The sequence below is a fragment of the Billgrantia desiderata genome (assembly GCF_900108215.1).
GTDB classification, from domain to species: domain Bacteria; phylum Pseudomonadota; class Gammaproteobacteria; order Pseudomonadales; family Halomonadaceae; genus Halomonas; species Halomonas desiderata.
The window spans coordinates 1-26,691 of the sequence record NZ_FNVC01000020.1 but is presented as its reverse complement, the minus strand read 5'-3'; the positions used below and the strand labels follow the sequence as shown (position 1 = coordinate 26,691).

At 63.6% G+C, this 26,691-nt stretch carries 15 protein-coding genes; 11 read left to right on the top strand and 4 right to left on the bottom strand.

Annotated elements, in window-relative coordinates; genetic code table 11:
* The first annotated feature begins 6 nt into the window (after positions 1–6).
* From mepA to C4S71_RS16285, 3 genes are all read left to right on the top strand, one after another.
* Positions 7–858 (top strand): penicillin-insensitive murein endopeptidase, encoded by an 852-nt coding sequence (gene mepA, locus C4S71_RS16295; protein WP_103969865.1) that lies wholly within the window; start codon positions 7–9, stop codon positions 856–858.
* A gap of 42 nt (positions 859–900) precedes the next feature.
* On the top strand, positions 901–3,303 hold the full coding sequence (locus C4S71_RS16290) for a DNA polymerase II (RefSeq protein ID WP_200825310.1): 2,403 nt from the start codon (positions 901–903) through the stop codon (positions 3,301–3,303).
* A 72-nt stretch (positions 3,304–3,375) separates the two neighbouring features.
* Positions 3,376–5,025, top strand: coding sequence for a methyl-accepting chemotaxis protein (locus C4S71_RS16285; RefSeq protein ID WP_160113398.1), 1,650 nt, complete (start codon positions 3,376–3,378; stop codon positions 5,023–5,025).
* Between the two features lie 6 nt (positions 5,026–5,031).
* Here the strand turns inward: C4S71_RS16285 and C4S71_RS16280 are convergent, their stop codons facing one another.
* Positions 5,032–6,174 (bottom strand): LBF_2804 family protein, encoded by a 1,143-nt coding sequence (locus tag C4S71_RS16280; RefSeq protein ID WP_103969862.1) that lies wholly within the window; start codon positions 6,172–6,174, stop codon positions 5,032–5,034.
* A 244-nt stretch (positions 6,175–6,418) separates the two neighbouring features.
* On the opposite strand from C4S71_RS16280, the gene C4S71_RS16275 reads away from it, so the two are divergent.
* The 3 genes from C4S71_RS16275 (at position 6,419) to C4S71_RS16265 (ending at position 11,115) form a co-directional block, all read left to right on the top strand.
* Positions 6,419–6,694: a hypothetical protein gene (locus tag C4S71_RS16275; protein ID WP_103969861.1), complete on the top strand. Its 276-nt coding sequence runs from the start codon at positions 6,419–6,421 to the stop codon at positions 6,692–6,694.
* Positions 6,695–6,942: 248 nt separating this feature from the next.
* The gene (locus C4S71_RS16270; protein WP_103969860.1) at positions 6,943–7,998 is read left to right on the top strand and encodes an efflux RND transporter periplasmic adaptor subunit; all 1,056 of its coding nucleotides are present in this window, start codon (positions 6,943–6,945) and stop codon (positions 7,996–7,998) included.
* A 30-nt stretch (positions 7,999–8,028) separates the two neighbouring features.
* Entirely contained in the window at positions 8,029–11,115 is a 3,087-nt protein-coding gene (locus C4S71_RS16265; protein WP_103969859.1) for an efflux RND transporter permease subunit, read from the top strand.
* Here the strand turns inward: C4S71_RS16265 and C4S71_RS16260 are convergent.
* From C4S71_RS16260 to C4S71_RS16250, 3 genes are all read right to left on the bottom strand, one after another.
* Positions 11,058–14,234, bottom strand: a complete 3,177-nt coding sequence (locus C4S71_RS16260) for a transglycosylase domain-containing protein (protein WP_200825309.1) — start codon at positions 14,232–14,234, stop codon at positions 11,058–11,060. The two genes, C4S71_RS16265 and C4S71_RS16260, sit on opposite strands and share 58 nt — an antisense overlap.
* A 150-nt stretch (positions 14,235–14,384) precedes the next feature.
* Positions 14,385–15,860: a tRNA uracil 4-sulfurtransferase ThiI gene (thiI, locus tag C4S71_RS16255; protein ID WP_103969857.1), complete on the bottom strand. Its 1,476-nt coding sequence runs from the start codon at positions 15,858–15,860 to the stop codon at positions 14,385–14,387.
* A 158-nt stretch (positions 15,861–16,018) separates the two neighbouring features.
* Positions 16,019–16,303: a hypothetical protein gene (locus C4S71_RS16250; RefSeq protein ID WP_086510043.1), complete on the bottom strand. Its 285-nt coding sequence runs from the start codon at positions 16,301–16,303 to the stop codon at positions 16,019–16,021.
* Positions 16,304–16,744: 441 nt separating this feature from the next.
* On the opposite strand from C4S71_RS16250, the gene C4S71_RS16245 reads away from it, so the two are divergent.
* From C4S71_RS16245 to C4S71_RS16225, 5 genes are all read left to right on the top strand, one after another.
* Positions 16,745–19,015: a TolC family outer membrane protein gene (locus C4S71_RS16245; protein WP_103969856.1), complete on the top strand. Its 2,271-nt coding sequence runs from the start codon at positions 16,745–16,747 to the stop codon at positions 19,013–19,015.
* A 111-nt stretch (positions 19,016–19,126) separates the two neighbouring features.
* Positions 19,127–21,298, top strand: a complete 2,172-nt coding sequence (locus C4S71_RS16240) for a type I secretion system permease/ATPase (RefSeq protein ID WP_103969855.1) — start codon at positions 19,127–19,129, stop codon at positions 21,296–21,298.
* Positions 21,298–22,755 (top strand): HlyD family type I secretion periplasmic adaptor subunit, encoded by a 1,458-nt coding sequence (locus C4S71_RS16235; RefSeq protein WP_176342850.1) that lies wholly within the window; start codon positions 21,298–21,300, stop codon positions 22,753–22,755. Before C4S71_RS16240 ends, C4S71_RS16235 begins: the two co-directional genes overlap by 1 nt.
* On the top strand, positions 22,755–23,366 hold the full coding sequence (locus C4S71_RS16230) for a response regulator transcription factor (protein WP_234249696.1): 612 nt from the start codon (positions 22,755–22,757) through the stop codon (positions 23,364–23,366). The genes C4S71_RS16235 and C4S71_RS16230 overlap by 1 nt, the downstream gene beginning before the upstream one ends.
* A gap of 251 nt (positions 23,367–23,617) precedes the next feature.
* On the top strand, positions 23,618–26,691 hold a 3,074-nt coding region (locus tag C4S71_RS16225), incomplete at its 3' end, for a retention module-containing protein (protein ID WP_146064616.1).

The window sequence follows — 26,691 nt, the reverse complement described above, 5'->3', positions numbered from 1 at the left end:
TGAATCATGCTTTGCAATGTTCCGACTCGACGCCCACGCAAGCTGGGCGTCCTCTTGTTTGCCTTGGTTACCCACCCCGTTTTCGCAGCAAGCCCACCGGTGGGCGGCGCTCCGCCTACCACGCCGGCAGACTGGTCGGAGGTCGAAGAGCCCGTGCCTGGGCCGCCGCGAGTCATCGGGCCTTTCGACGGCGGTTGTATCGCCGGTGCCGAGCGCCTGCCCGAGGAGGGCATCGGCTATCAGGCGGTGGATCTCGAACGCAACCGACACTATGGGCACCCCTCGCTGATCGACTACGTCGAGCGGTTGGGAGAACGCATCAATCAGGCCGGCTTCGGTCCGATCCTGGTCGGCGACATGGCCCAGCCCCGCGGCGGACCGATGCCCTATGGCCATGTCAGCCACCAAACGGGGCTCGATGTCGACATCTGGTTTCGCCTCGACCTGCCGTTCCTCGAACGCAGCGAACGTGAAGATCTCGAACAGCCGATACTGGTCGATCCACGCACCAACCGTCTGGACGAGCGCTGGACCGATCAGCATGCCGAACTCATCCGGCTGGCGGCGGACGACCCGCGCGTGACACGCATCTTCGTCGACTCCGCCGTGAAGCGCGATCTCTGCGAGCGACAGTGGGACGACCGCTCCTGGCTGCGCCTGATCCGCCCCTGGCACTCCCACGACGAACATCTGCATGTGCGGCTGCGGTGTCCGCCGGACCAGCCGGAGTGTATCGACCAACCGCCGCCGCCACCCGGCGACGGCTGTCAGGCGTTGGCGCCGACACCGCGCCCGGAGGTCTATCCTTCGCCGAGTCGTTCGTTGCCGCCGGCGTGCAGGGCGATACTCCAGCAGTAACGCTGTAACGACAGCCTCCGGCCTGCCCGGTAGAATGATCGAATGACGGGCAGGCGAGAGGCAGCGGTGGAACGGCAGGGTTTCGTGCTGACGCGGCACTGGCGGGATACTCCCGCAGGCTGCGAGGTGAGCTTCTGGCTGGCGACCGATGCCGGACCCTGCCACGTGCGTCTGCCGCCGCAGCCTGCGGTGGCGTTCCTGCCTGCCGCTCGGCGCCAGGAAGCGGAGCGACTGCTGCCCGCCGAGCCCGGTATCGAGCTCAAGCCCCTCGCGCTGCGCGATTTTCATCGACAGCCGGTGGTCGGGCTCTATTGCCGTCAGCAGCGCCAGCTGCAGCAGTGCGAGAGACGGCTGCGTGAAGGCGGTATCGCCCTCCTCGAGGCTGACGTGCGCCCGCCGGAGCGCTACCTCATGGAACGCTTCATCACCGCTCCGGTGCGCTTCAGCGGCGAGCGCGAGGCCGACGGCATGTGGTCCAGCGTTCAGCTCAGGCCGGCAGAGCGCTATCGCCCTCGCCTAAGGCTGGCGTCGCTGGACATCGAGACCAGTGAGCGAGGTGAGCTCTACTCCATTGCGATTGCCTGCGGCGAGCAGCGCCAGGTCTTCATGCTCGGCCCGCCCAACGGCCAGCAGGGCGAGGCCGAGCGTGAGCGGGACTTCGCCCTCGAGTATTGTGCAAGCCGTCAGGCGCTGCTCGAGCGCCTCAACGACTGGTTCGCCCAGCACGACCCCGACGCCATCATCGGCTGGAGCCTGGTGCAGTTCGACCTGCGCCTGCTGCAGCGTCACGCCGAGCAGCTGGGCGTGCCGTTGCTTCTGGGGCGTGGCGGCGAGCCGCTCGGCTGGCGCGCGCATGGCAGCAATGCCAACCACTTCTTCGCCTCCGCGGCAGGACGATTGATCATCGACGGCATCGAAGCCTTGCGCCAGGCCACCTGGCAATTCGCCTCGTTCAGCCTGGAGCATGTCGCCCAGGAACTGTTGGGCGAGGGCAAGGCCATCGACAACCCCTACCAACGCATGGACGAGATCAACCGCATGTTCGCCGAGGACAAGCCCGCGCTTGCCCGCTACAACCTCAAGGACTGCGAGCTGGTCACGCGTATCTTCGACAAGACCGAGCTGATCGACTTCCTGCTGGAGCGGGCCAGTGTCACCGGTCTGCCGGCCGACCGCAGCGGCGGTTCGGTGGCCGCCTTCAGTCACCTCTATCTGCCGCGCATGCATCGTCTGGGGTTCGTGGCGCCGAACCTGGCTCAGCCGGGGGAGCGAGAGGGCGACGATAGCCCGGGCGGTTTCGTCATGGACTCCCGGCCTGGGCTCTACGACTCGGTGCTGGTGCTCGACTTCAAGAGTCTCTATCCGTCGATCATTCGCACTTACCTGGTCGATCCGGTGGGGTTGGTGGTGGGGTTGGAGGAGCCCGAGTCGCAGAGCGTGCCCGGCTTTCGTGGTGCGCGTTTCTCGCGTACCTGCCATGCGCTGCCCGATCTGGTCGCACGCGTGTGGCAGGGGCGAGACGCCGCCAAGCGCGAAGGCAACGCACCGCTGTCACAGGCGCTCAAGATCATCATGAACTCCTTCTACGGTGTGCTCGGCTCGCGGGGCTGTCGCTTCTTCGATCCGCGCCTGGCATCGTCGATCACCCTGCGCGGACACGAGATCATGCGCCGTACCCGCGAGCTGATCGAAGCCGAGGGCTACACGGTGATCTACGGCGATACCGATTCCACCTTCGTCTGGCTGGGCAGTGCCCATGAGGAGTCCGATGCCCACGCCATCGGTCAGCGTCTGGCGGCGCGGGTCAATGGCTGGTGGGGGGAACATCTCGCGGCGGAGTATAGCCTCACCAGCGCCCTGGAACTGCAGTTCGAGACCCACTATCGGCGCTTCCTGATGCCTACCATCCGCGGTGCGGCCGAGGGCAGCAAGAAGCGCTATGCGGGGCTGGTACGCGATGCACAGGGGGCGGAGCGTGTCGTCTTCAAGGGTCTGGAGACGGTGCGGGCCGACTGGTCTCCATTGGCCAAGATCTTCCAGCAGGAGCTGTACCGGCGCATCTTCGTCGGCGAAAGCTATCGTGACTTCGTGCGTGACTACGTGGGGCGCACCCTGGCCGGTGAATTCGACGAGCGCCTGGTGTACCGCAAGCGACTGCGCCGCCGGCTGGATGAATATCGCCGAAACGTGCCGCCCCACGTGCGTGCCGCGCGCATGGCGGACGAGCTCAACGACCGGCTGGGCCGCCCGCGGCAGTATCAGCAGGGCGGCTGGATCCGTTACGTGATCACCGTGGCCGGACCGGAGCCGCTCGAAGCCCGCCGCTCGGCCATCGACTATGACCACTACCTGTCGCGTCAGCTGCAGCCCGTAGCCGACGCCATTCTCCCTTTCCTGGGCGACGACTTCGCCACACTGATCGACCGCCAGCTCGGCCTCTTCTAGCGACTAAAGTTTTTTCGACCTTGGTCGATGGGGTGTCTAGGGCCCAATAAAAACAAATGCTGGAGACACGCCATGCGACTGTCCTTTTCACACCTCAGCGTCCGCAATCGTCTGCTGGCAGGATTCGCCACGGTGTTGCTGCTGCTGGTCGTGCTCGCCGTGACCGGTGCGGATCGCGTCAACCGCATCGACGACCGGCTCACCCAGATCAATGACGTCAACGGTCTGATGATTCGCCATGCCATCGACCTGAGTCACAGCGTCAACGAGCGGGCGATGCTGTTACGCGACATTTCCCTGCTCAGCGACCCTTTCGAGATCGAAGGTCGGGTCGAACGTTATGCGGCGCTGCGCGAGCAGTATGCAGCGGCGGCACAGCGCATGACGGCCACCATCGAGCGGTTCCCGGAAGTGGTCAGCGCCGAGGACCTGGCGTTGGTCGAAGCGATCGAGCGCGCCGAGTCGCAAGCCAGCCAACTGGCCGAGGAGGTGATCCAGGCGCGCCTCGACCAGGACCTGTTCTCGGCTCGCGAATTGACCATCGGCGAAGGCGCGCAGGCCTTCGAGGCGTGGCTGGCATCGATCAACGCCTTCGTCGCTCGTCAGGAGCAACAGAACGATGCCAACACCCAAGAGGCGCGTGACATCGCCAGCCAGTTTCAGAGTCTGATCCTGTGGTTGACGCTGGCGGCACTGCTGTTGGGTGGCGGTCTGGCCTATTGGCTGGCGCGGCAGCTGGTCAACGAACTCGGCGCCGAACCCTACAAGGTCAAGGCCTTTGCCGAGGCGATAGGGCGAGGGGAACTCGATGCCAAGGCCAGCCTGCGCCCGGGTGACGACAGCAGCATGATGGCAGCTCAGGTGCACATGGCCCGGCAGCTGCAGGAAATCGTCGGCAAGGTGCGGGCGGCAGCCAATGCCGTGGTGGAGCACAGCAGCCGTATCGCCCAGGGCAATCAGGCGCTCAGGGCGCGTCTGGAGCAGCAGGCCAGCGCCCTGGCTCAGACTGCCTCGGCCATGGAAGAGCTCAGCGGCACGGTAAGGCAGAATGCCGACAATTCTCGCCTGGCAAGCGACGAAGCCAGCAGCGCCTCGCGCACGGCCGAGAACGGCGGTGAGGCGGTCAACCAGGTAGCCGAGGCCATGCGCCAGCTGCACGAGACGGCACAGCGCATCGCAACCATCACCACCACCATCGACTCGATCGCCTTCCAGACCAACATCCTGGCGCTCAACGCTTCGGTGGAGGCGGCACGTGCCGGAGAGCACGGACGTGGCTTTGCCATCGTGGCCGATGAAGTGCGCAAGCTGGCGGCGCGCAGTGGAGAGGCCGCGCGCGACATCAATCAAGTGCTGGCAGGCAACCAGGAGCGCGTGGAGGGCGGCAATGTCCGCGCCGAGGAAGCCAATCGTACCACCGGGGAAATCGTGGCAGCGATCGGGCGCGTCACCACCCTGATGCAGGAGATCAGCCACGCCAGCAGCGAGCAAAGCGAAGGGGTGCGAGAGGTGGGGGCCGCGGTGACGGAAATGGATCGCGTCACACAGCAGAACGTGGCCTTCATTCAGAAAAATGCCGACTCGGCCCGCGAGCTCGAAGCCCATGCCGAGGAAATGTTGGCAGCCGTTGCGGCCTTCCGGCTCCCGGAGCAGGAAGCGCGCCCTCAGCGAGGCCAGGATTCCCTGCCGGTGCTGGCGCCCGGCTCGATGCAGGCCGGTTGACGAGGGTCACGGTTGATTTGAAGCGCTGGCGCTGCCAAAGGACTGGCCGTTCATGAACTGACGGCGCCAAGTGCGTACTTTCTCATGCGGGTAAGCCATGTTGCAGGCCTCGAACAGCTCCTCGAGGAAGCGCTTGCGTTTGCCCTTGCATCTGCCGGCGAGCACGGTGGCCGCGATGGACAGCTCGAGCACGCGAAACCTTTCTGAGCGCTCCAGCCGGCTGAGAGCAAAGCGTTGGCCGGGCCAGTCCACATCGATCGCATGCTGCTGATGCTGGAAGATGTCGAGCAGGCGAGAGAGCAGATAGACATGGTTGGGGTGGGCATCCTGGTTGGCCATGATCAGTGCGCCAACCGTATGTAGCGCCACCCGTTGTGCGCGCTCGCTCAGCGGCTCTTGCTCCAGCCTGCCGATCATCGCTTCGATGGCAAAGGGGCCCAACGCCTGCTCGCGAGCCTTGATCATGATCCGCCAGGTGATGATGGCGTTCCAGGCGGCATACAGGGGGCCGGTGATCAGCGGTAGCAGACCGCGCAGCGCCACGCGGCCCAGCACCCGGCGCAGGAAAATGCGTAGCAGGAAGCTGGTCACGCCCACCTTCAGGCGATACATCACCGACATGGCGATCAGCTGCCAGCGGCTCAGGTAAGCGTAAGGATCGATGCCGTAGATCCGGTGGCGTGGGCTGGGGAACTCGAGTGCGGCACGGCTCAGGCCCAGCAGGGTCAATTCGGCGAGCGGGCTGTCGTGCAGCGGTGCGCCGGCCAGCCGACTGGTGATGGCCACGCCGCGCAGGGCATTCCAATAGAGAAAGGCGATTTCCACTGCGCTGACCACGCCGGCAACGGCAAAGAAACCGGTCCAGTAGGGCAGTTGCTCCGTCAGGCTCATGCCTTCCATGCCATCGAGCATGCCCTGGCGCATGTACCACTCCATGCCGCCGATGATGCCGCCGGAAACGATGCCCGCCAGCACGGCCCAGGCAACGCAGCCGTAAAAGGCGCGCTCGATACCTCGGAGTTCATGACGCCGCCGCGCCTGCCTGGGAGTGGCCCGGCGGCGGTTGTACTGCTGCAGAAAGCGTCCTGCCCAGCGCTCGAAGATGCTCGGTTGCGGGGCGTACTCCTGGTCCGGTCTTGTTTCGGCCATGAAACCCTTGCCATGTCCCTGGTTCCGTTCGTTATCACCAGCGTAGCGTTGGTCTGGGCTCACGACGAGGAGACACGACCAACGGCATGGATCGTCCTGCTCTTGTCGTGCAGTCCAGCGACCTCATTCGTTCGCAAGCGAACGCTGTTCGAAAAAGATTGACGCTGAACTGAGGCAAATGATATTTAGCCGCTACCGGCAATGCCTGCCGGAGCGAAAACGACATTCTCGAGGGTTTGTGAACATGCCTCTGCGCCGCTGTTTGCCCGTAGTACTGGTAGCCGCCGCCCTGGTCGCCGGCTGCGCCAGCAATTCCACCATTGCGCCTCGCTATACCACCGAAAACCCCGATCTGCTGCGTATCGGTGGTGAGCGTCCGTCCAACCCGGACGTGCGTACCGAAAACGCCGGCTCCTTCTGCATGGAAGTGAGCGAGCGCTGGAACGACCATGGCAAGACGCCGGATGGCCAGACCCTGTGGGCCAAGGACACCATGCGCAAAGTAGTGCCCTGCCAGTAAGCGACGTCATTCTCGTCCAAGGCCCGGTGCAGTTCACACTGCACCGGGCCTTGTCGTTTATGGCTTGTAGAGAGGGGCTTATAGAGAGGGGCTTATAGTAGAGTGGCTTGCCGCGAGCGACGTGACTCTGTTTCAAACGTATGCTTGAATGTCCAGGCGCGCCTTACATTCAGGCTTGCATGGTCTATGGTTAGTCGTTCCAGGAGGCGGCGTCAGGCGCGGTAAAGTAGACACAGGGAGGTCGTTCGATGAAGCGGGCAGTGGGGCTCATGGCGATGGTTGCGTTGGCGTTGGCCGGTTGCAACGGAGACCAGGCTGAAGAGGACGAACCTGCGGTGCGTGTGGTGAAGCTCATGGAAGTGGGGGAACACACGCTGGTGCCGAGCCGCCGCTTCGTCGGCAGAGTGGAGGCCCTGCGCACGGTAGACCTGTCGTTTCGTGTCGGCGGCCAACTGATCGAGGTGCCACCGCGCCAGGGCGAGACCATCCCTCAGGGCGAAAGCGTCGCTCGCCTCGATCCGACCGACTTCGAGCTGGCCGTAAGGCGAGCCGAAGCCGAATACCAGCTGGCCAGGCGAGAGATGGAGCGTACCCGGCAGTTACTGGAGACCAACGCCATCTCGCAGTCGGCCTTCGATGAGGTGCGTACTCAGTACGAGCTGGCCGCAGTGCAGCGCGACAGCGCGCGTCAGGACCTCTCCTACACCACCATCGAGGCGCCGTTCGACGCCATGGTGACCCGCCGGCTGGTGGAGAACCATAGCAACGTACAGCCCAACACCGCCATCGTGCGGGTACAGGACGTGACGGAACTGCGGGTGAGAATCAACGTGCCCGAGACCCTGGTGCGAAATGTCGTGAATCCGGAGCGCTTCGAAGTCGAGGCCGAACTGCTCTCGGTGCCTGGCGAAAGCTTCCCCCTCGAATACCGTGAGCATGTCACCGAGCCAGACGACGTCGCCCAGACCTATCAGGTGGAGTTTGCCATCCCGGATCACGAGGTCGTGGGGGCAATGCCGGGCATGACGGCCTCCGTGTCGGTATCGCTGATCGATGCCATCGAACATGGTGCGCTGCGCATTCCCGTGGCCGCGCTCGATACGGACAACGAGGGCAATTTCCGGGTCTGGGTCTATCGCGCTGACGATCAGCGCGTCGAGCCGCGCCAGGTGCTGGTCGGTCAGCTGCACGGTGACACGGTACCGGTGCTGGCGGGGTTGCAGCCGGGTGAGCGGATCGTGGCGGCAGGGGCCCACCTGCTGCATGAAGACATGCGTGTTCGTCCCATGGAAGCGGCGCTCTAAGTACGGTCCGAAATCTGGCAGGAGCAGGATATGGATATCGCCAAGTCGTCCATCGAACGGCCGGTCGTCACCTGGCTCATCGTCGTCGTCTGCCTGGTTGGCGGCATCTGGGGCTTCAACAACGTCGGCAAGCTCGAAGATCCCGACTTCACCATACCCAATGCCATCATCAACACCCAGTACCCCGGTGCCACCGCACAGGAAGTGGAGGAGGAGGTCACCGAGCGCCTGGAGATGGCCATCCAGGAGCTACAGCAGATCGACGTGATCGAATCGCTCTCCATGCCGGGGCGTTCGGAAATCGAGGTGGAAGTGGCCTCCACCTACCGTAGCCATCAGCTCCCGCAGATCTGGGACGAGCTGCGGCGCAAGGTCAACGATGTACAGGGCTCGCTGCCGGAGGGCGCCTCGGCCTCGCAGGTCAACGACGACTTCGGTGAGGTCTACGGCATCTTCTACGCGGTGACCGCGCCGGGCTACGGCCACGACGAGATTCGCGACATCTCGCGTTTCCTGCAGCGGGAAATGCTGACGGTGCCCAACGTGGCACGGGTCACCACGGCAGGGGAGCGCGACGAGACCATCTACATCGAAATACCCAACGAACGCCTCACCACCCTGGGCATACCCGTCGATCATGTGATCAACACCATCCAGACCGAGAACCAGGTCACCGATGCGGGGTCGATGCGCATCGGCGACGATCACATACGCATCGTCGCCCGCGCGGGAGTGGACAGCGTGGCCAATATCGAGGCGATTCGCATCGGCCGGCCGGGCACCACCGAGCAGATCTCGCTGGTCGACATCGCCAGTGTCTATCGTCAGCCGCTGGAAATTCCCAACCACCTGATCCGGCACAACGGCGAGCCGGCCTTCACGCTGGCCGTGGCGGGCGTGGCGGAGGCCAACATCGTCGAGGTGGGCGAGGCGGTGGAACGTCATCTGGAGGCCTTGGAAGCGCGTTTGCCGCTGGGTGTCGAGCTGCATCCCATCTACGAACAGCATCGTGTGGTGGACGAGGCCATCAACGATTTCCTCATCAACCTGGCCACCTCGGTGACCATCGTGATCCTGGTGCTGTGTCTGTTCATGGGCTGGCGTGTCGGCGTGGTGGTAGGGGCGACCCTGCTGCTGACCGTGCTGGGTACGCTGTTCTTCATGTGGGTGTTCGACATCGAGATGGAGCGGGTCTCGCTGGGTGCACTGATCATTGCCATGGGCATGCTGGTCGACAACGCCATCGTGGTGGCCGAGGGCATGTTGATCAACATGCAGCGCGGCAGGCCGGTCAAGGAGGCGGCCAGCGAGGCTGCCGGGCGCACCCAGATACCGCTGCTCGGTGCCACGGTGATCGGCATCCTGGCCTTCTCCGGTATCGGCCTGTCGGATGACGTCACCGGGGAGTTTCTCTTCTCGCTTTTTGCCGTGATCGCCATTTCCCTGCTGCTGAGCTGGGTGTTGGCCATCACCGTCACGCCGCTGTTCGGCTACTACCTGTTTCGCGGCAGGCAGCTCGGCAGCGACAAGGACCCTCACGGCGGTCTGTTCTATCGTATTTATGCCCGCTTTCTCGCCCTGGCGCTGCACCTGCGGGTGCTTTCGGTGGCGCTGCTGGTGGGGATCACGGCGCTGTGCGCCTGGGGCTTCACCTTCGTTTCCCAGTCGTTCTTTCCCGACTCGAACACGCCGCTGTTCTACGTCAACTACGAACTGCCCCAGGGCAGCGACATCCGTGCCACCCAGCGCGACGCCGAACGTATCGAGCGCTATCTGCTCGATCAGGAGGGTGTGGAGAACGTCTCGACCTTCGTTGGCCGTGGCGCGACTCGCTTCATGCTGACCTACGCCCCTGAACAGCCCAACCCCGCCTATGCGCAGTTCATCGTGCGGGCCGAGAGTCTGGAGCGCATCGCTGAACTCGATCCCCACGTCTATGCCGAGCTTCAGGCCGCGTTTCCCGAGGCGCGGGTACGCACCGAGCGTATCCAGTTCGGTCCGGGTGGGGATGCCCAGATCGAGGCGCGCTTCCAGGGCAGTGACCCGGCGGAGCTGCGCCGTCTGGCTGATGAGGCGCAGCAGCGGATGCGGGCCAATCCGGCGGTGATCGACGTGCGTCAGAACTGGCGCGAACGTGAGGCCGTCGTGGTGCCGCTATACAACGAGGAGCGTGCCCGCATTGCCGGGGTCACCCGCGACGAGCTGGCGCAAACCCTGCAGTTTGCTGCGTCGGGGGTACGCGCGGGGACTTACCGCGAGGGCGACAACCTGATCCCCATCGTCGCCCGTCCGCCGGCAGACGAGCGCGGCGACGTCGCGTTGCTGGCCGACCGTATGGTGTGGAGCAACGCCGAGCAGCGCTTCATTCCCATCGCGCAGATCGTCGACGGCTTCGAAACCCAGAGCGAGGAGGTGCGAATTCACCGGCGCAACCGCGTGCGCACGCTGACGGTACAGGCCGATCCGGCACCGGGTTACACCGCTGCGGCGGCCCACTCGGCCGTGCGCGCGGAGATCGAGGCGATTCCGCTGCCGCCGGGCTTTGCCATGTCATGGGGCGGCGAATACGAAGACTCCGCCGAGGCCCAGGCCTCGCTGGCGCAACAGCTGCCGCTGAGCTTCGTGGCGATGCTGATAGTCTCGATCCTGCTGTTCGGCAAGCTGCGCCAGCCGTTGATCATCTGGTTGGTGGTACCGATGTCGATCTGCGGCGTGGTGATTGGGCTGCTGCTCACGGGGCTACCGTTCTCGTTCACGGCCCTGCTGGGCATGCTCAGCCTGTCGGGGATGCTGATGAAGAATGCCATCGTGCTGGTCGACGAAATCGACGCCCAGATCGAGACGGGCAAGGAGCGCCTGGCGTCGCTGATCGACGCCAGCATCAGCCGTCTGCGACCGGTGCTGCTGGCGGCAGGCACCACCATCCTGGGCATGCTGCCGCTGTTGTTCGATGCCTTCTTCAGCAGCATGGCCGTGACCATCATGGGCGGGCTGGCGTTTGCCTCGCTGCTGACGCTGATCGCGGTGCCGGTGTTCTACTCGCTGTTCTTCGGCATTCCCTATCGCAGGGCAACCGAGAGCGACGAAGAGGAGCCGTCGTCCTCGGCCGGTGGTTGAACCGCTTCGCCGTCATCGGCGTAATGGTACTCCGGCCGCGGCGGCGGGCAGGTACCGACGCCTGGCACCAGGTAGGGGCGTAGGATCGGCTCCATGCCCTTCAGTACCTGGACCGGCAGGGCCGAGGTGAAGCGGAAGTCGTCCGAGGCGCTGCCTGAGACGAAGGCAGTGAGGGTGCCGAAGTGGTCGTCGCCGAGGTAGAACACGAAGGTGGCCGTGCGGTTGCGGGCGCGTGAGCTGGTCACCTGGCCGCTGCGGCTGACCGTCTCGATGCGATTGTTGCCGGTACCGGTCTTGCCGCCCAGCACCAGCGGCGAGCCGTCTTCCAGGGTAAAACTGCCCTGCAGCCGCCTGGCGGTTCCTCCTTCGACCACTTGCGACAGGGTTTCACGCAGCACGGCGGCCACTTCCGGCCGCATGACCCGCTGAGCCTGTCCGCCGGTGGGCACGAAGCGCGTCTCGTAGGGCGTGTCGGCAGCGAAGTGAAGCTCGTCGATACGCAGCGTAGGCAGCTTGACCCCATCGTTGAGAATGATGCCCATCAGTTCGGCCAGGGCAGCAGGGCGGTCGCCCGATGTGCCCACGGCGGTGGCCAGCGAAGGTACCAGGTGGTCGAAAGGATAGCCCAGGCGCTGCCAGCGTTCGTGAATGTCGAGGAATGCCTGGACCTCCAGCATGGTGCGAATTCTCACGTCCCTGGCGCTGCGGTGCCGTGTACGGAACAGCCAGCCATACACCTCCTGCCGCTCCTCGGCACTGGCCGCCACCGCTTCGCCGAAGCTGGCCTCCGGATAGTCGAGCAGGTAGCCCAGCAGCCACAGCTCCAATGGGTGAACCCGTGCCACGTAGCCCTGGTCGGTCAGGCTGAAGTTGCCTGGTGCGTAGCGCTCGTAGAGCGCCGCGACCTCGCGTTCGCTGAGGCGGCTGCCGCTGGGCAGCCAATCGATGAGGAACGCATTGAACGTGTCCAGGTCGGCCTCGGGAAACAGATAGCGATGCACGGCCGCCAGTCGCGGTGCGGAGACGTTGAGCCCCTCGAGGAAGGTGACAAGACGCGCTTCGCTGTCCTGATTGCGATACTTGCGCCAGAAGCGCTGCAGGAAGGTTCGTCCCTCACGGTCGGCGAACAGCCGCAGATACTCCTCGCGGCGTGGGTCTTTATCGTTTTCCAGCACTTGCGAACGGTGCTCGGCGTGGTGAGTGCTGTAGCGTACCAGTTCGCGCATCAGCCGAATGAACGGAAGGTTGAGCGATTCGCGCATGGCTTCCGAGAGAGTCGGGTTGCGCCCGTTGTCCTCGCGACGGAAATTGCTGAAGGTATGGCGTCCGCCGCCGGTGAAGAAGGCCTCGGCCGGGCTAGCCGAATAGCGCCGCTCCATGGCTATGCCAAGCAGCGCATCGAGGCTCAGCTCGGGATTCTCGATGAGGCGGTCCAGCACCCAGCGGCTGAGCGTGTCCTGACGGTCGGTTTCGATGGCGCGTAGCGCCTCTACGCTCTTGCCGAAATGACGACCGTGCACCTCGGCCACCATTTCGAGATAGGTGGCGAGTACCCGTAGCTTGGCGGTGGAGCCCAGCTCCAGCTTGCTGCTCTGGTTGATGTCGAAAGGCTGGTCGGTGTTGTCTGTCTGCACGCGGACCCGGAAGCCGTCCTCGCGGCGCTCGAACAGGGTGAAGCTGTAGTGCACGTCCTGGGTCCGCTCCCGTGACAACAGGCGATCCCCCAGCAGGCCGACTTCGGCGGCGAATTCCGGGTCCGCCAGGCGATGCAAGTAGTGAGTCACCTCACGCTGCAGGTCGGCATGCAGTGTGGTACTCGTTCTGAGGTCGAGCCGGTCGAGATCGTAGAACGACATGCCGAGCATGCCACCCAGACGTTGACGTGCCATCTGGACGCCCTTATCGGGCTCGTTGCGCAGGTCAAACGGGGCCGTGCCGAAGTTACGGAACGTCAGGCGCTGCTCCAGCGCCGCCTGAGCGAGATCGTACGGCACCACCCCTTCCTGTCTCAGCAGTCGAAGATGGCTATCGGTCAGCTCCTCCAGGGCCTGCTTGCCACTGGTCAGATACCAGGAGGGGCGTCGCTGAGCGATCATCAGGGCCACCACCTGGCGCAGTGCCAGCCCGCTCTCCACACGTTCGTCGACGCCATCGAAGCCGATCGCCAAGCGTCGGTTGAGGGTGTCGAAATCGGCGCCGAACCACACCCACAGGCCGTCACCGAGTCCATGCACCTCGCCGTATCCCGGTGCCGCCGACAGCGGCACGGTGTTGAGGTAGTCCAGTGCCACGTCCTGGCGAGCCGTCATGGTTTGCGGGCCCTGGCGATAGCTGCGCACGCTGGCCGATACCATCTGGCGCAGCTTTTCCATCGGCGAGTAGGTCAGCCCCTGGGGCGAATGGCGATATTTCTCCACTTGGGTGGCCAGGGTGCTGCCGCCTGCGGACTGCTCCGAGAGATCCAGCGCGCGGCCCACCTGGGACATGGCCGCTCGGGTGAAGCGCGGCCAGTCGACGGCAGGGTTGGCGTAGGGGGTGCTTTCGTTCAGCAAATGCCGATTTTCGATGAACAGCAGCACCTGCAGTATCACCGGCGGTATCGCCTCGAAGCTGGCGTATTGGCGCTGCGGATGGCGGAACTCGTAAAAGGTGTCGCCACGACACTCCTCGATGGTCAGGCCGGCCTGGGTCTTCTCCCCGTAGGGCGGGAAGAAGCCGCGGCGGGTGTAGTCGAGCAGGGCTGGCGTGAAGCGGGCCTGCTCGACGATCTCATAACCGCGAGTATTCAGGCGGGATTCGAACTCCGGCAGCAGGGTATAGCCCAGACGTTGATCGAAGGGGCCGTGTTGAGGAAACAGAATCTGCGAGCTGCGTCCGGGCTCTAGCGTATAGCGCAGGGTGGAGGCGTAGCGGGAAAGCTCCTGGGCCTGAAAATGAGACGTCTTGGCCTCGGCGACGAGCAGTGTGGCCAGGGAGACGCCGAATACCAGCAGCAGGATGGTCAGTGTCAGGTAAAGCCAGCGACGCGACGGTTCCGGCCGAGGAGCTGGGGCGATTCTCGGTTCCTCAATGAACGGCGAACGCTTGGGCAGCGAATCGCCATTGTCGCGCCACGCCACGGTAGACGAATCCCGGCGTGACGAAGTACCGCGCGCACCCATACGTCACCCCACTCGACCGCGACTCATACTTTTTGTTTTAGCCTAGTCCGGTGGGGCAATAAAGTAGTTGCTAAAAAAGAAATTGTAACCGAGCGGCGCGCAGCGCTTTCAGCCTTCGCGATAAACGCCGAAGTGGGTCAATCCACGATCGTGAAGATGCATGGCCTGCATACGGCTCATCACGCCTTGAGCGCAATACAGCAGATAGCGACGGTCGTCGGGCAGGGCCCCGGCACGCGACTGCAGTTCGAAGAACGGTATTTCCAGACACTCGACCTGAGAAAGCGACAGAGGAGCCGCTTCGCGCTCTGCCGGCGGGCGAATGTCGATCACGCTGACGGCGGAGCCGTTGGCTGCCGCCTGCAGATCGGTCACCACTTCGAGTTCAGGCTCCGCCGTGTGAGCTTGCTCCAGCAGTTGATCGGAGCGAGTCTGCACCGCTCGTTGTACGGCATCGTCGAGCACGCTGAAATCGAAATTTTCCTCGGCGGCAGTCACCTTGTCGTGGCGTGCCTGGGTGTTGGGCCGCTGGGAAACGGCACCGCACACCTCGGGCATATTCTCGGCAAAGGGGGCGGTACCGATCTGGCGTGCGGTATCGATGATGGTTTGCTTGTCCTCGGCGATCAGCGGGCGCAGGATCGGCACGTCGCTGGCCTCGTCCATCAGCACCAGGTTGGTCAGGCTCTGGCTCGAGACCTGAGCGATGGCATCGCCGGTCACCAGCATGGGGATGCGTGCACGGGTGGCGATGCGACTCGCTGCGCGTACCATCATCCGCTTCAGCGCAACGCCGATGAGGCCATCGGGAATGCTGCGCTGCAGTTCCGCCACCACGCCCTCGAACGGCACCGCAATGAACTTCACGCGATGAGAGCGGGAATAGCGGTGCCACAGATGGTGTGCCACTTCGCGTACCGCAGCTTCATGGCCGGCGCCACCGAGTTCGAAGAAGAGAAAGTGGGTCTTGATGCCGCGGCGCATCATCTTCCAGGCCGCCACTGGGGAGTCGTAACCGCCCGATATCAGCGTCAGCGCCTGACCCTGCAACCCCATGGGGTAGCCGCCGAGGCCGGGCCAGCGCTGGCGCACCATGCGCAGACGGCTTTCCACCACATCCACCCGAACGTCCACGTCGGGCTCCTTCAGTCGTACCTTGGCATCGGGCGCAGCATCCAGCAGCGCTCGGCCGAGGTGGCGCTCGAGTTGTTCCGAGGTGAAGTCGTGTACCCCCCGGCGTTTCACCGTGATGCGAAAGGTGCGGCCGGCAATGACGTCCCGCCACACGGGCAGCAGCCGTGCGGTGGTGTCCTCGAAGGAGACGAAAGGGACTTCCTCGACGCACTGCACCTCGTGCACGCCGGGAATGTCGCACAACGTCTCCTGTATCTCGCGATACCAGTCGGGCTCGGCCTCTGCCGGTACGAGAACCTTCAGTGCATCCCACCCGCCCTGGACGTCTATCGCTTCGCCCAGCGGACGCAACACGTTGCGTATGTTGCCGACCAGGCAGCGAGTCATCTGGCGGCGCACCGAACGTGACTTGATGGTGATTTCCGGAAACAGCTTGAGCAGATAGTACATGGGCAAGGGATTTGTAAAAGTATTGGAAAACAATTGCTTGCCATTATACCAGAGAGAGGCGGGCGGGGTGGGGATTCTCGTCTCCAGGCCATTCGGGTGAGTCAGGGCGCCGAGCGGCGCCCGCCAATCGAGTCATGCCGTTGCGTCGGCCGGGCAAGTCAGTAGAGCGCCTGCTCCTCGCCGATCACCTCTTTCAACAGTTCCAGGAACAGCTTGTCGGCTTCGGAGTGTTCCTGCGGATCCTCGGGGATGTGCACGCTGGTGGTATCGGAAATTTCATTGGCGATACGGGCAGCGGCATCTTCGGGCTTGCCCTCGCTGTAATGACGGCGCGCGATCTCCAGTGACTGTTCGAGGATCCGCGGGTCCTGGAGCAACTTCTTGATGAAGCCGCGCAGCTCATTGATAACGCGTGTTTTCTGAATTTCAGATGAGGCTGACATGTCACGTCTCCTTTTGCTGATAGCGCCGGCCATTCATGTGGCTGACGATACCATGTTTGTCGGCAAGCGGGAGAGCGCCGTCAAGGCCGGTCGGCTCAGCCTCGCGTTCGATTCCTGGGTTTAGGCAGTCTCATGCGAAAGGTTGAAAAAACGACAAAGGAATCTATTGGACAATCGGACAACCTCGGTTACGCTTACTTACAAAAAAGGGTTGACTCTGCCTGAGAGGCTACGATGAGGGGTATCGAAGGTAACGTAATGTATCTTCTGGTGCTCATACCTGTGGCGTGGTTCAGGTAATCAGCTTTCGAAAGGGAATCGGGAAAGGATGCACCATCCGGCTTGGTCCGGGTGAGCCCCGTAATAACAAGAACATGTCTTCACAACTCGACGGATCGCCTGTGCAGACGGGGCGACCGACATCATGTAAAGGGAACTCCCATGAAAAATGCCACTGACTTCTCTCGTACCCACAAGCTGGCCAAGGCCGCGCTGGTGGGGTCTTCGCTTGCGCTGCTTCCCTTGACGGCCGCGGTGGCCCAGACCCTACCGCCCGGCCTGGCGGCGCCGGGGTCGACGGACATTCAGCAGGTCGTGCGTCAGGCGCTGGTCACCAATCCCGAGGTCAAGGCCGCCTGGAACGGCTTGAGCGCTGCCGGCCATGACGTCGGTGTGGCACGCGGCAACTACCTGCCCAGCATCGATGTGGCAGCCGGTGTCGGCCGTGAGGATCGTCAGGGCGATGGGCGCGGCAGCTACGATACCGACTTCGCCGAGCTGCGCCTGACCCAGATGATCTACGACGGTTTTGCCACCCGCAGCGAGGTCGAGCGACTCGATCGTGCCAAGCTGGTGCGCTACTACGAGCTGCTCGGTGCCAGCGAAAACGTTGCGTTGGAGGCCACTCGCGCCTATCTCGACGTGCGCCGCTACCGTGAGCTGGTACGCCTGGCCCAGGACAACTATGCCGATCACCTGCGCGTGTTCAACCAGATCGAGGACCGGGTGCGCTCCGGTGCCGGTCGCGGTGTCGACCTCGAGCAGATCAGCGGTCGTCTGGCGTTGGCCGAATCCAACCTGATGACCGAGGCCTCCAACCTGCACGACGTCACGGCGCGCTATCAGCGCATCGTCGGCAGCCTGCCCGCCGAAAACCTGGCCCCGGCGCCCCAGCTAGACGACCGCTTGCCGCCCTCGGTGAGCGAAGCCGTCAACCTGGCCTTCCAGGGCAATCCCGATTTCCATGCCGCCATCGAGAACATCGAGGCGGCCAGGGCCGAGCAGGCCGGTACCCGGGCCGGATTCCAGCCGCGCCTGGATCTGCGCGGTCGCACCGGTACCAACAACAACGAAAGCGGCTTCGATGGCTTCGGTCGACGCGACCGTCACAGCATCGAACTGGTCGCCAGCATGAACCTGTACCGCGGCGGCAGCGACCTGGCGTCGTTCCGTGCGGCCAGCGACCGTGTCGAGCAGGCCATCGACCAGCGTGACCTGGCCTGTACCAACGTGCGTCAAACCACGCAGATCGCCTACAACGATACCCAGCGCCTGCGCGAGCAGATCCGCTACCTCAACGAGCATCGTCAATCCATCGACCGTGTTCGTGGCGCTTACCAGCAGCAGTTCGACATCGGCCAGCGCACCCTGCTCGACGTGCTCGACAGCGAGAACGAGTACTTCGAGGCCAGTCGCGCCTATGCCAACGCCCAGTACGACATTGCCCTGGCCGATGCGCGCACCTTGGCGGCCATGGGCCAGTTGATGCAGGCACTTGGCGTCATGCGTGACGACATGCCGAGCCTGGCCGAATTGGGCAGCGACGGGGTGGCGCTCGACCCGAGCGTGGTGTGCCCGATCGACGGCCCCGGCGGCTTCACCCTGGCCGACTTCACCCGGGGCATCAGCGCACCGGCTCCGACCCGCGCACCTGACGTCACGCTTTCCGCCGACGCTCTGTTCGCCGTCAACAGCGCCGAGCTGGGACCCGATGCGCGTCAGGAGCTCGCCGAGCTGGCCGGGCAGATTCGTGGCCGTACCGATCTGTCGCGAGTCTTCATCGCCGGCCATGCCGACAGCACTGGAACCCATGCCATCAACGATCCGCTGTCGCAGCGCCGTGCCGACAGCGTCGCGGATTACCTGGTGGGTCAGGGCGTCGATCGCGGTTTGATCCAGACCCGCGGCTACGGTTCGCGTCGTCCGGTGGCCAGCAACGACACGGTGGAAGGGCGCCGTCAGAACCGCCGCGTTGAGGTCACTCTCGAGCGAGTGGGTGAAAATCTCGACATGTCGTCCGTGCAGCAGTGGCCGGCCGTCGGCAGTCAGGAAACGGAGCACGCGACTCAGCTGAGCGTGGCCGAATTCTGGGCACGGCAGCAGCCCGTCGCCAGCGTCTATCGCGAAGTTCAGGGCGAGGTTTACGGTGAGGTCGCCCTTGGCGAGCTGGCCGTTGCTGGTCAGGCAGAGCCGCAGGCGGTGGGTGCCGAGCAGGGCGCCTATCTGCAGGTGGCGGCGCTGAGCGATGCCCAGCGTGCCCAGCAGCTCGGAAGTCAACTCAGCGACACTCTGGCCAGGCCGATGCGCCTGGTCAGCTCGGCCGCACTGCACCGCATTCAACTCGGCCCTATTGGCGACCCGGGTGAGCTGGCGGCGCTGCGTAGCGAGCTGAAGCGTTTGGGCTATGCCGACAGCTATGTCGTACAGGGCTGAACGACCTGGGGTAAAAGCTGTCTGTGCGAAGTTCGCACGGGCAGCCCTGTGATCGTCATCTAGCACCAACCCGCCCGGATCAGCCGGGCGGGCCTCATCCCCGAGGTCCCCGTGACACAGCAAGAAGTGTTGTATTCCGCTCAGGAGCCTCCCCGCTCGGCAGTTCGTGACGAACTGCTCGAGTGCCTGCAAACCATTGCCCTGGCCCATGACCATGCGGTGACACCCGATGCGCTGACGGCAGGCTTGCCGTTGGAAGAGGGGCGTCTCACGCCCGGTGTCTTTGCGCGGGCCGCTGCGCGGGCCGGTATGACGGCGCGTATCGCCAAGAGCCGCCTGGTGCAGCTCAATCCGGCACTTTTCCCTGCCATCTTGCTGTTGGAGCCGGGGCGTGCCTGTGTGCTCGTGGGGTTGGATCTCAAATCGCGTCGCGCGCGGGTCATCTTCCCCGAGCTCGGCGATGCCGTCTCCGAAGTCGATCTGGATGGCCTTGCCGAAAGCTACAGCGGCCAGGCCATCTACGTTCGACCGCGCTTCCGTTTCGATGCGCGGGGCCCTGAGGTCGGCAAGCAGCGCTCGCGCCACTGGTTCTGGGGCGTCATCCGCGAGAACCGACGCCTCTATCGCGACGTGATTGCCGGTTCGGTGATCATCAATATTTTTGCGGTGGCGATGCCGCTGTTCGTGCTCAACGTCTACGACCGTGTGGTGCCCAACCATGCGACCGAGACGCTGTGGGTGCTGGCCGCCGGTATCTTCGTCGTGCTCTGTTTCGATCTTGCTCTGCGCCTGATGCGCAGCGCTTTCGTCGACCTGGCGGCAAGCCGCGCCGACGTCAAGCTTTCATCGCGAATCATGTCCCAGGTGCTGGGCTTGCGCATGGAGGCCAAACCCGCCTCTACCGGGTCGTTCGCCTCGACCCTGCAGTCCTTCGAGTCGGTGCGCTCGTTCATCGGTTCGGCCACGGTGGTGGCGCTGGTCGACTTGCCCTTCGTCCTGCTGTTCGTCGGGGTGATTGCACTGATTGGAGCTCCGCTGGCCTTGCCGGTGCTGGCCGGTATCGTCGTGGTGCTGCTCTATGCCCTGGCCGCTCAGGGCAAGCTGCATGAGCTTTCCGAAACCACCTGGCGAGTCAGCGCTCAGCGCAATGCCACGCTGGTGGAATCGCTGTCGAGCCTGGAGACGGTGAAGTCGCTGCGGGCCGAGAGTCGTATCCAGTCGATCTGGGAGAAAGCGACAGCGTTCCTTTCGCGCACTTCCGCCCAGCTGCGCCTGGTCAGCACTTCCGTTTCCAACGTCGCCATGTGGGCCCAGCATACCGTGGCCGTCGGTGTCATCCTGGTCGGCGTCTATCTGATCATTGATGGCAATCTGACCCAGGGTGGGCTCATCGCGGCCTATATGCTGTCGTCCCGGGCCATGGCCCCCATCAGTCAGGCGGCCGCACTGCTGGCCCAATATCACCAGTCTGCGACCGCGCTCAAGTCGCTCGACGATGTCATGCAGCGTCCGGTGGAGCGGCCCGAAGGCAAGGCGTTCATCTCGCGCCCGGTGGTCCGTGGCGAGATTCGCTTCGACAAGGCGTCGTTGCGATATCCGGATGAGGAGCGCGATGCGCTGCGCGATATCTCGCTCAAGATCGAGCCCGGCGAAAAGGTGGCGCTGCTCGGTCGCGTCGGGTGCGGCAAGACCTCGCTCAACAAGCTGCTGCTGGGCCTGTATGCGCCTACGGCGGGAGCGGTCATGCTCGACGGCGTCGATCTGCGCCAGTTCGACCCCATCCAACTGCGCCGTCATATCGGCTACGTGCCCCAGGACGTGAGCCTGTTCTTCGGCTCTCTGCGCGACAACATCGTCGCCGGTGGCGGCAGCGACGGTGTCGATGACGAATCGCTGCTGCGTGCCATCAAGCTCAGCGGGCTGGAGAGTCTGGTCAATGGGCACTCTCATGGCGTCGACCTTCAGGTGGGCGAGCGCGGGCAGATGCTCTCCGGCGGCCAGCGTCAGGCCGTGGCCATCGCCCGGGCGATGGTGCACGACCCGCAGATCCTGCTGCTCGACGAACCGACCAGCTCGATGGATCACGCCAGCGAAGAGGCCTTCAAGACCAATCTGAAGCAGTACGGCGAAGGCAAGACGCTGATCGTGGTGACCCACCGTACCTCGCTGCTGTCCTTGGTCGAACGCATCATCGTCATCGATGCCGGCAAGGTCGTCGCTGACGGCCCGCGCGACAAAGTGGTCGAGGCTCTGCGCAAGGGCCAGATCGGGAGGGCCAACTGATGACCGTCATGTCCTCTCCCAAGACCGGTGGCAAGGCCAAGGGCAAGAGCGCCGAGCAGCAGGGCTTCGAAGCGATCGGGCGCTTCTCCGAAGTGGGCGGCAAGCCGTTTCGCCCCTTCATCGACCGGCTATTCTCCAAGCGGGTCACGGCTGCCCATCTCAATCGCGATTGGGCCAGCGATGCCGACTGGGCGCGCATGCAGCAGGATCCCATCCGGGCGAGGGTATTCCTGTATACCGTTCTGCTTGCGGTTATCGCGCTGATCGTATGGTCTTACTTCGCCTCGATCGACGAGGTCACTCGCGGCACGGGGCGAGTGATTCCCTCCAGCCAGCTGCAGAAGGTGCAGTCTTTCGACGGCGGCGTGGTGCAGGAGATCCTGGTGCGTGAAGGGGAGCTCGTGGAGGCGGGCCAGGTGCTCATGCGCATCGACCCGACCCGCTTCATCGCCAACTTCCGTGAGAATCGGGCACAGGCCTTGGCCCTGCGCGCCCGTGCCGAAAGGCTGCGTGCCCTGGCCACCGACACACCCTTCAACCCCGATGAGGAGCTGCGCATCGAAGCGCCGGACATCGTGGCTCAGGAGCGGGAAGTCTACGAGAGTCGGCGCGAGGAGCTGCGCGAGCAGGAGAGCATTCTGCGCGACCGTATCCGCCAGCGCGAGGAAGAGCTCAACGAGGCCAAGGCGCGGCGGGATACCGCACAGCGCGAGGCCAACATGGCCAGCCAGGAGCTGAATCTCACGCGTCCGTTGCTGCAGTCCGGAGCGGTTTCCGAAGTCGACATCCTCCGGCTCGAGCGCGAGGTCTCACGCGCGACCGGTGAGCGCAACCAGGCAGCAGCCTCGGTCGCTCGGCTCGAGGCCGCCGTGGAGGAAGCACGTACGCAGCTGCGTGAACTCGGTGCCGAACGGCGCAGCAACTGGCGCAACGACCTGGCGCAGACCATCGGTGACCTCGGCGCGCTCGATGAGTCCAGTGCCGGCCTGCAGGATAGGGTGCGTCTGGCCGAGGTTCGCTCGCCGGTAACGGGTGTCGTCCAGCGTCTGGGCATCACCACGCTCGGCGGTGTCGTTCAGCCCGGCCAGGAAGTGGTGGATATCATACCCAGCGACGATCAGCTGCTGGTCGAGGCTCGTATCGCGCCGCAGGACATTGCATTTCTGCGCCCAGGACAGCCGGCCACGATCAAGCTGACCGCCTATGACTTCGCCATCTTCGGTGGGCTGCAGGCCGAACTCGATCACATCAGTGCCGATACCATCACTGATGATAACGACAACACCTTCTATCTGGTGCGTGTGAGAACGCTGGAGGGAGAAAATCTGGGTAGCGATATCCAGGTCATTCCCGGCATGACGGCTCAGGTCGACATCATGACCGGCAAGCGTACCGTGATGCAGTTCTTGCTCAAGCCCGTGCTGAGAGCATGGAGCGACTCCATGGGGGAACGATGATGACAGCTCTGTTCATCAGCCAGAAACGTGCAGAAATTCCACGGCTGCGCAGCGCCTTTCCCGACATCCGACAGGTCGATCCCGCACGGGTACTGCGACTGGCGAAGCGTGGGGACCAAGTATGGCTCATGACCGACCATGCCGAGTGGCCTGCCTTGACGACGGCCTTGGCCGCGCAGGGATGCAGCATCGTGGTGATGACTCTGGTGCCGAGTGAGGCCGAAGCGCTGCAGGCGCTGCAGGCCGGCGCCAGGGGCTACCTGCATGCGCTCTCACCACCTGAGTTGCTGACACAGGCTGCGCTGGTCACTGGCAATCAGGGGGTATGGGTACCGGCTGAGCTATTGAGCAAGGTGATCGGTGCAGCTTTCACCAGCCTTGGCGGGCGTGAAAGCCTGCCGGTCGATAGTTTGACCATACTGACGGAGCGTGAGCGCGCCGTGGCCTTGGCCGTGGCGGAAGGGCGCAGCAACAAGGAGGTTGCCCGCCTGCTCGACATCACCGAGCGTACGGTCAAGGCACATCTTGGCGCAGCATTTCGCAAGCTAGGGGTGCGTGACCGCATGCAATTGGTGCTCAAGCTCTCCAGGCAGGACGAGAAAATCGTCTGACACAATCAGGCTATCCCAATAACCATCGTGTATTCTGTCGGCTTGCTGGTAAAACAGCAAGCCGTTGTTTTGTATGAATAATTGCCGCGTTTTCGTTACTGCTTCACGTTACTGTCCTTCGGTCCAATATGTTTGTTTCCAAACGTAATCTAGTGTGTATCGTCGAGGGTTGAACTTGGCGCGTCGTATCGGACGCCTTCAGAAAAAGTAAAAAAGCGAAAGACAACACCGACGAAACAGGGAGTCATGTCATGGCAAATGCCACGGTTATTTCGATCACAGGGCGCGCCTGGGCGCGTGATGCCGAAGGAAACGTTCGCGAGCTGAGTGTTGGAGACACACTCCAGGAAGGCGAGGTGCTGGAAACCTCCGATAATGGAAGCGCCCAGCTCGACTTCGGCGATGGCCAGGATCCCATCCTGATCGAAGGTGGCGAGCAGGTAGCCATGACGCCTGAACTCGATGTCGACGAAGTCGTCGATGCTTCCGAGTTTGCGGCGCTCGATGAGGATCTCGAGGCACTGCTGGCCGCACTCGACGACGATAGCATCGACCTGCTTGACGTGCTCGATGCCACCGCAGCCGGGGCCGGCCCCGGTGGCGCCGCCGATGGTGGCCACAGCTTCGTGCGCCTGGCGCGTATTGCCGAAGATACGAACCCCCTGGCATTCGAATATGGCCTGGGGCTGGGAAGTGAGCTGCCCGAGATCGAGGGCGCCGCTTTCACAGCGACTTTGCCGGAAGACGAGGTCATCGCTCCTACCGCCGGAAGCTTCGACGCGTCGTTGAACGATGCCGATATCCTCAGTGAATCCGGTTCCGTCGTTACTGGCACTCTGCCGTTCTCGTTTGGCTCCGGCGGGTCCGGAAGCATCAGCTTTGCGGCCATGGATGGTGTCGAAACCCAGGTCGGTCAAGAAACCATCGTGTATAGCTGGGATGCCGGCAGCAATACGCTGACTGCATTCTCGCCCGGTCGTGAGCTCAACATCTTCACCATTGAGCTCAATCCAAGCACCGGCGCTTTCACCCTTACCCAGTTGAACAACCTGCTGCATGAAGAAGGCACGGACGAGGCGGTAACAGGCCTGATCTACACCGTGACCAGCAGCAGCGGCACGGCAACGGGGTCGCTGAACATCACTATCCTGGATGACAGCCCGAGCGTAGAGGTCGGCAGCGTTGAGCTGGGCCAGATGGCTTTGGTTGTCTACGATAAGCAAACCGTCGGCGATGTCTCCATTGCCACCGGTAACGTATCCAGTGCCTTCGAGTCTGCTGTCAGCGTCAATTACGGCGAAGACGGAGCCGGTAGTACCGTGGTCGACGGCTACGGCCTGACTCTGGGCAACGTCGAGCACGGCCTCACCAGCGGCGATGAACAGATCGTATTCTCTCTCGAGGATGGCATCGTCATCGGCCGTGCCGGTGATACCGAAGTGCTGCGCATCGAGATCGATGCCGACACCGGCGTCGTGACCCTGACTCAGTCCGCTCCGGTGGATCATCCCGAGCAGGGTGTGGATAGCGTTGGCCTGCCGGCTGGCCTGGTCGGCGTGGTTGCCACGGTCACCGTGACCGATGCCGACGGTGACGTGGTCAGTGACAGCTTGAGTGCCGATTTGAGCGGCACCATCAGCATCGTCGATGACATGCCGAGCATCGACACCAATCCGGGTGACTTGGCGGAGCTCGAGGTCGACGAAAGCGCCTTCGGCGAGCCGGCAACCGTCGATTTCTCCGGGGCCTTTACCGTTGTCTTCGGTGCCGATGGCGAGGGCAGCGTCAGCTATGGTTTGAGCGTCGAAGGCGATGGCAGCACAGGGCTGACGACGACCGACGGTGGTCATGCCATCACGCTGGTCGAGGAGAATGGCGCGATCATCGGTCGCGACGCCGATGGTCGGACGGCTTTCACCATCAGCGTCAATGCCGCGACCGGTGAAGTCACCCTGACTCAGCATCTGGCGCTATCGCATCCGGATGGCGCCAACCCCGCCGACGTGCTGAGCCTGGCAGGCAGCGGTCTCTCGCTCAATGCCACGGTTGTCGATGGCGATGGCGACACGGTGTCGGCCAGTATCGACCTTGGCGGTCAGCTCAGCTTCGTCGACGACGGCCCGGTGGCCAACAACGATCTGGCCCTGGTACGTCTGGGGCGGTTCGAGAAGTCCGGCAATGTGATGGCCAATGACGTGGAGGGCGCAGATGGCGCCGAGGTTACCCATGTTCAGTTCGGCGATCAGCTTGTCGCACTGGAAAATGGCGTCGCCACGATCAACGGCGTCCATGGGGTTCTGACCATATACGCCAATGGCGACTTCACCTACGTGCGCGGTGAAACGCCAAATCATCAGGGGCTTTTCCTCGACAAGTTCACCTATACCCTGACCGATGGCGATGGCGACACCGATACGGCCACGCTCACCGTCAAGGGCTTCGACTCCCCGGTCGGCATCGTCAATCTTCCGCCCTTCGGCCAAGGTGCGCACCTGGTCGTCAACGAAGCGAATCTGGAGAACGGTAGCAGCCCCAATGAGGGAGCTCTGACCCAGGGTGGCAGCTTCCTGGTCAATGCAATCGATGGCCTTGCTCAGGTGTCCATTTCCATCGGCGCAGGTGATGACCAACTGACGTTGATCGTTACGCGCAACGAGGATGGCAGCTTCAATTATGAGAATGCAGCCATCGACGTGCCGAACGGCTACAAGCTCGAGATAACCGGCATCACACAGCTGCCTCTCGGTAACTATCGCGTCAACTACGAATATACGCTGCAGGGTAACAAGGACCACTCCGCGCCGGGCGAGGACGATGCCTTGATTCGCGACTTCACCATTACGGTCACGGATCGTGATGGCGATACGGCCAGCAGCAACCTCACGGTAAAAGTCATCGATGATGCACCCGAAGCCAACCTTGGTGGGGCTCGCTGGGCCACCGAAGGGGGCGATGCCGTCACCGGCACCTGGAACACCGAAACCGGTGCCGACGAAGAGGGTGCCACCCGCGAGATCGCCTTCAACGGCGGTGAGCCACAGGCCTTCGAGGTGGGTCAGACCTACCAGCTCGACCAGGGCGAACTGACCTTCAACGCCGACGGTACCTGGACCTTCGTGCCCGGCACCAACCTCGACCACAGCGGCGGCAAGGTGCCGGTCAGCTTCGAGCTGATCAAGACCGACGGTGACGGCGACCGCGAGAGGGCCAGCCACACCATCAAGATCAAGGACGGCGCCGGCCCGACTCCGGGCGGCGAGGACGGCCAGGGTGGCACCGCGTCGCTGGTGGTCAACGAGCGCGGGCTGCGGGAAGACGCCGACAC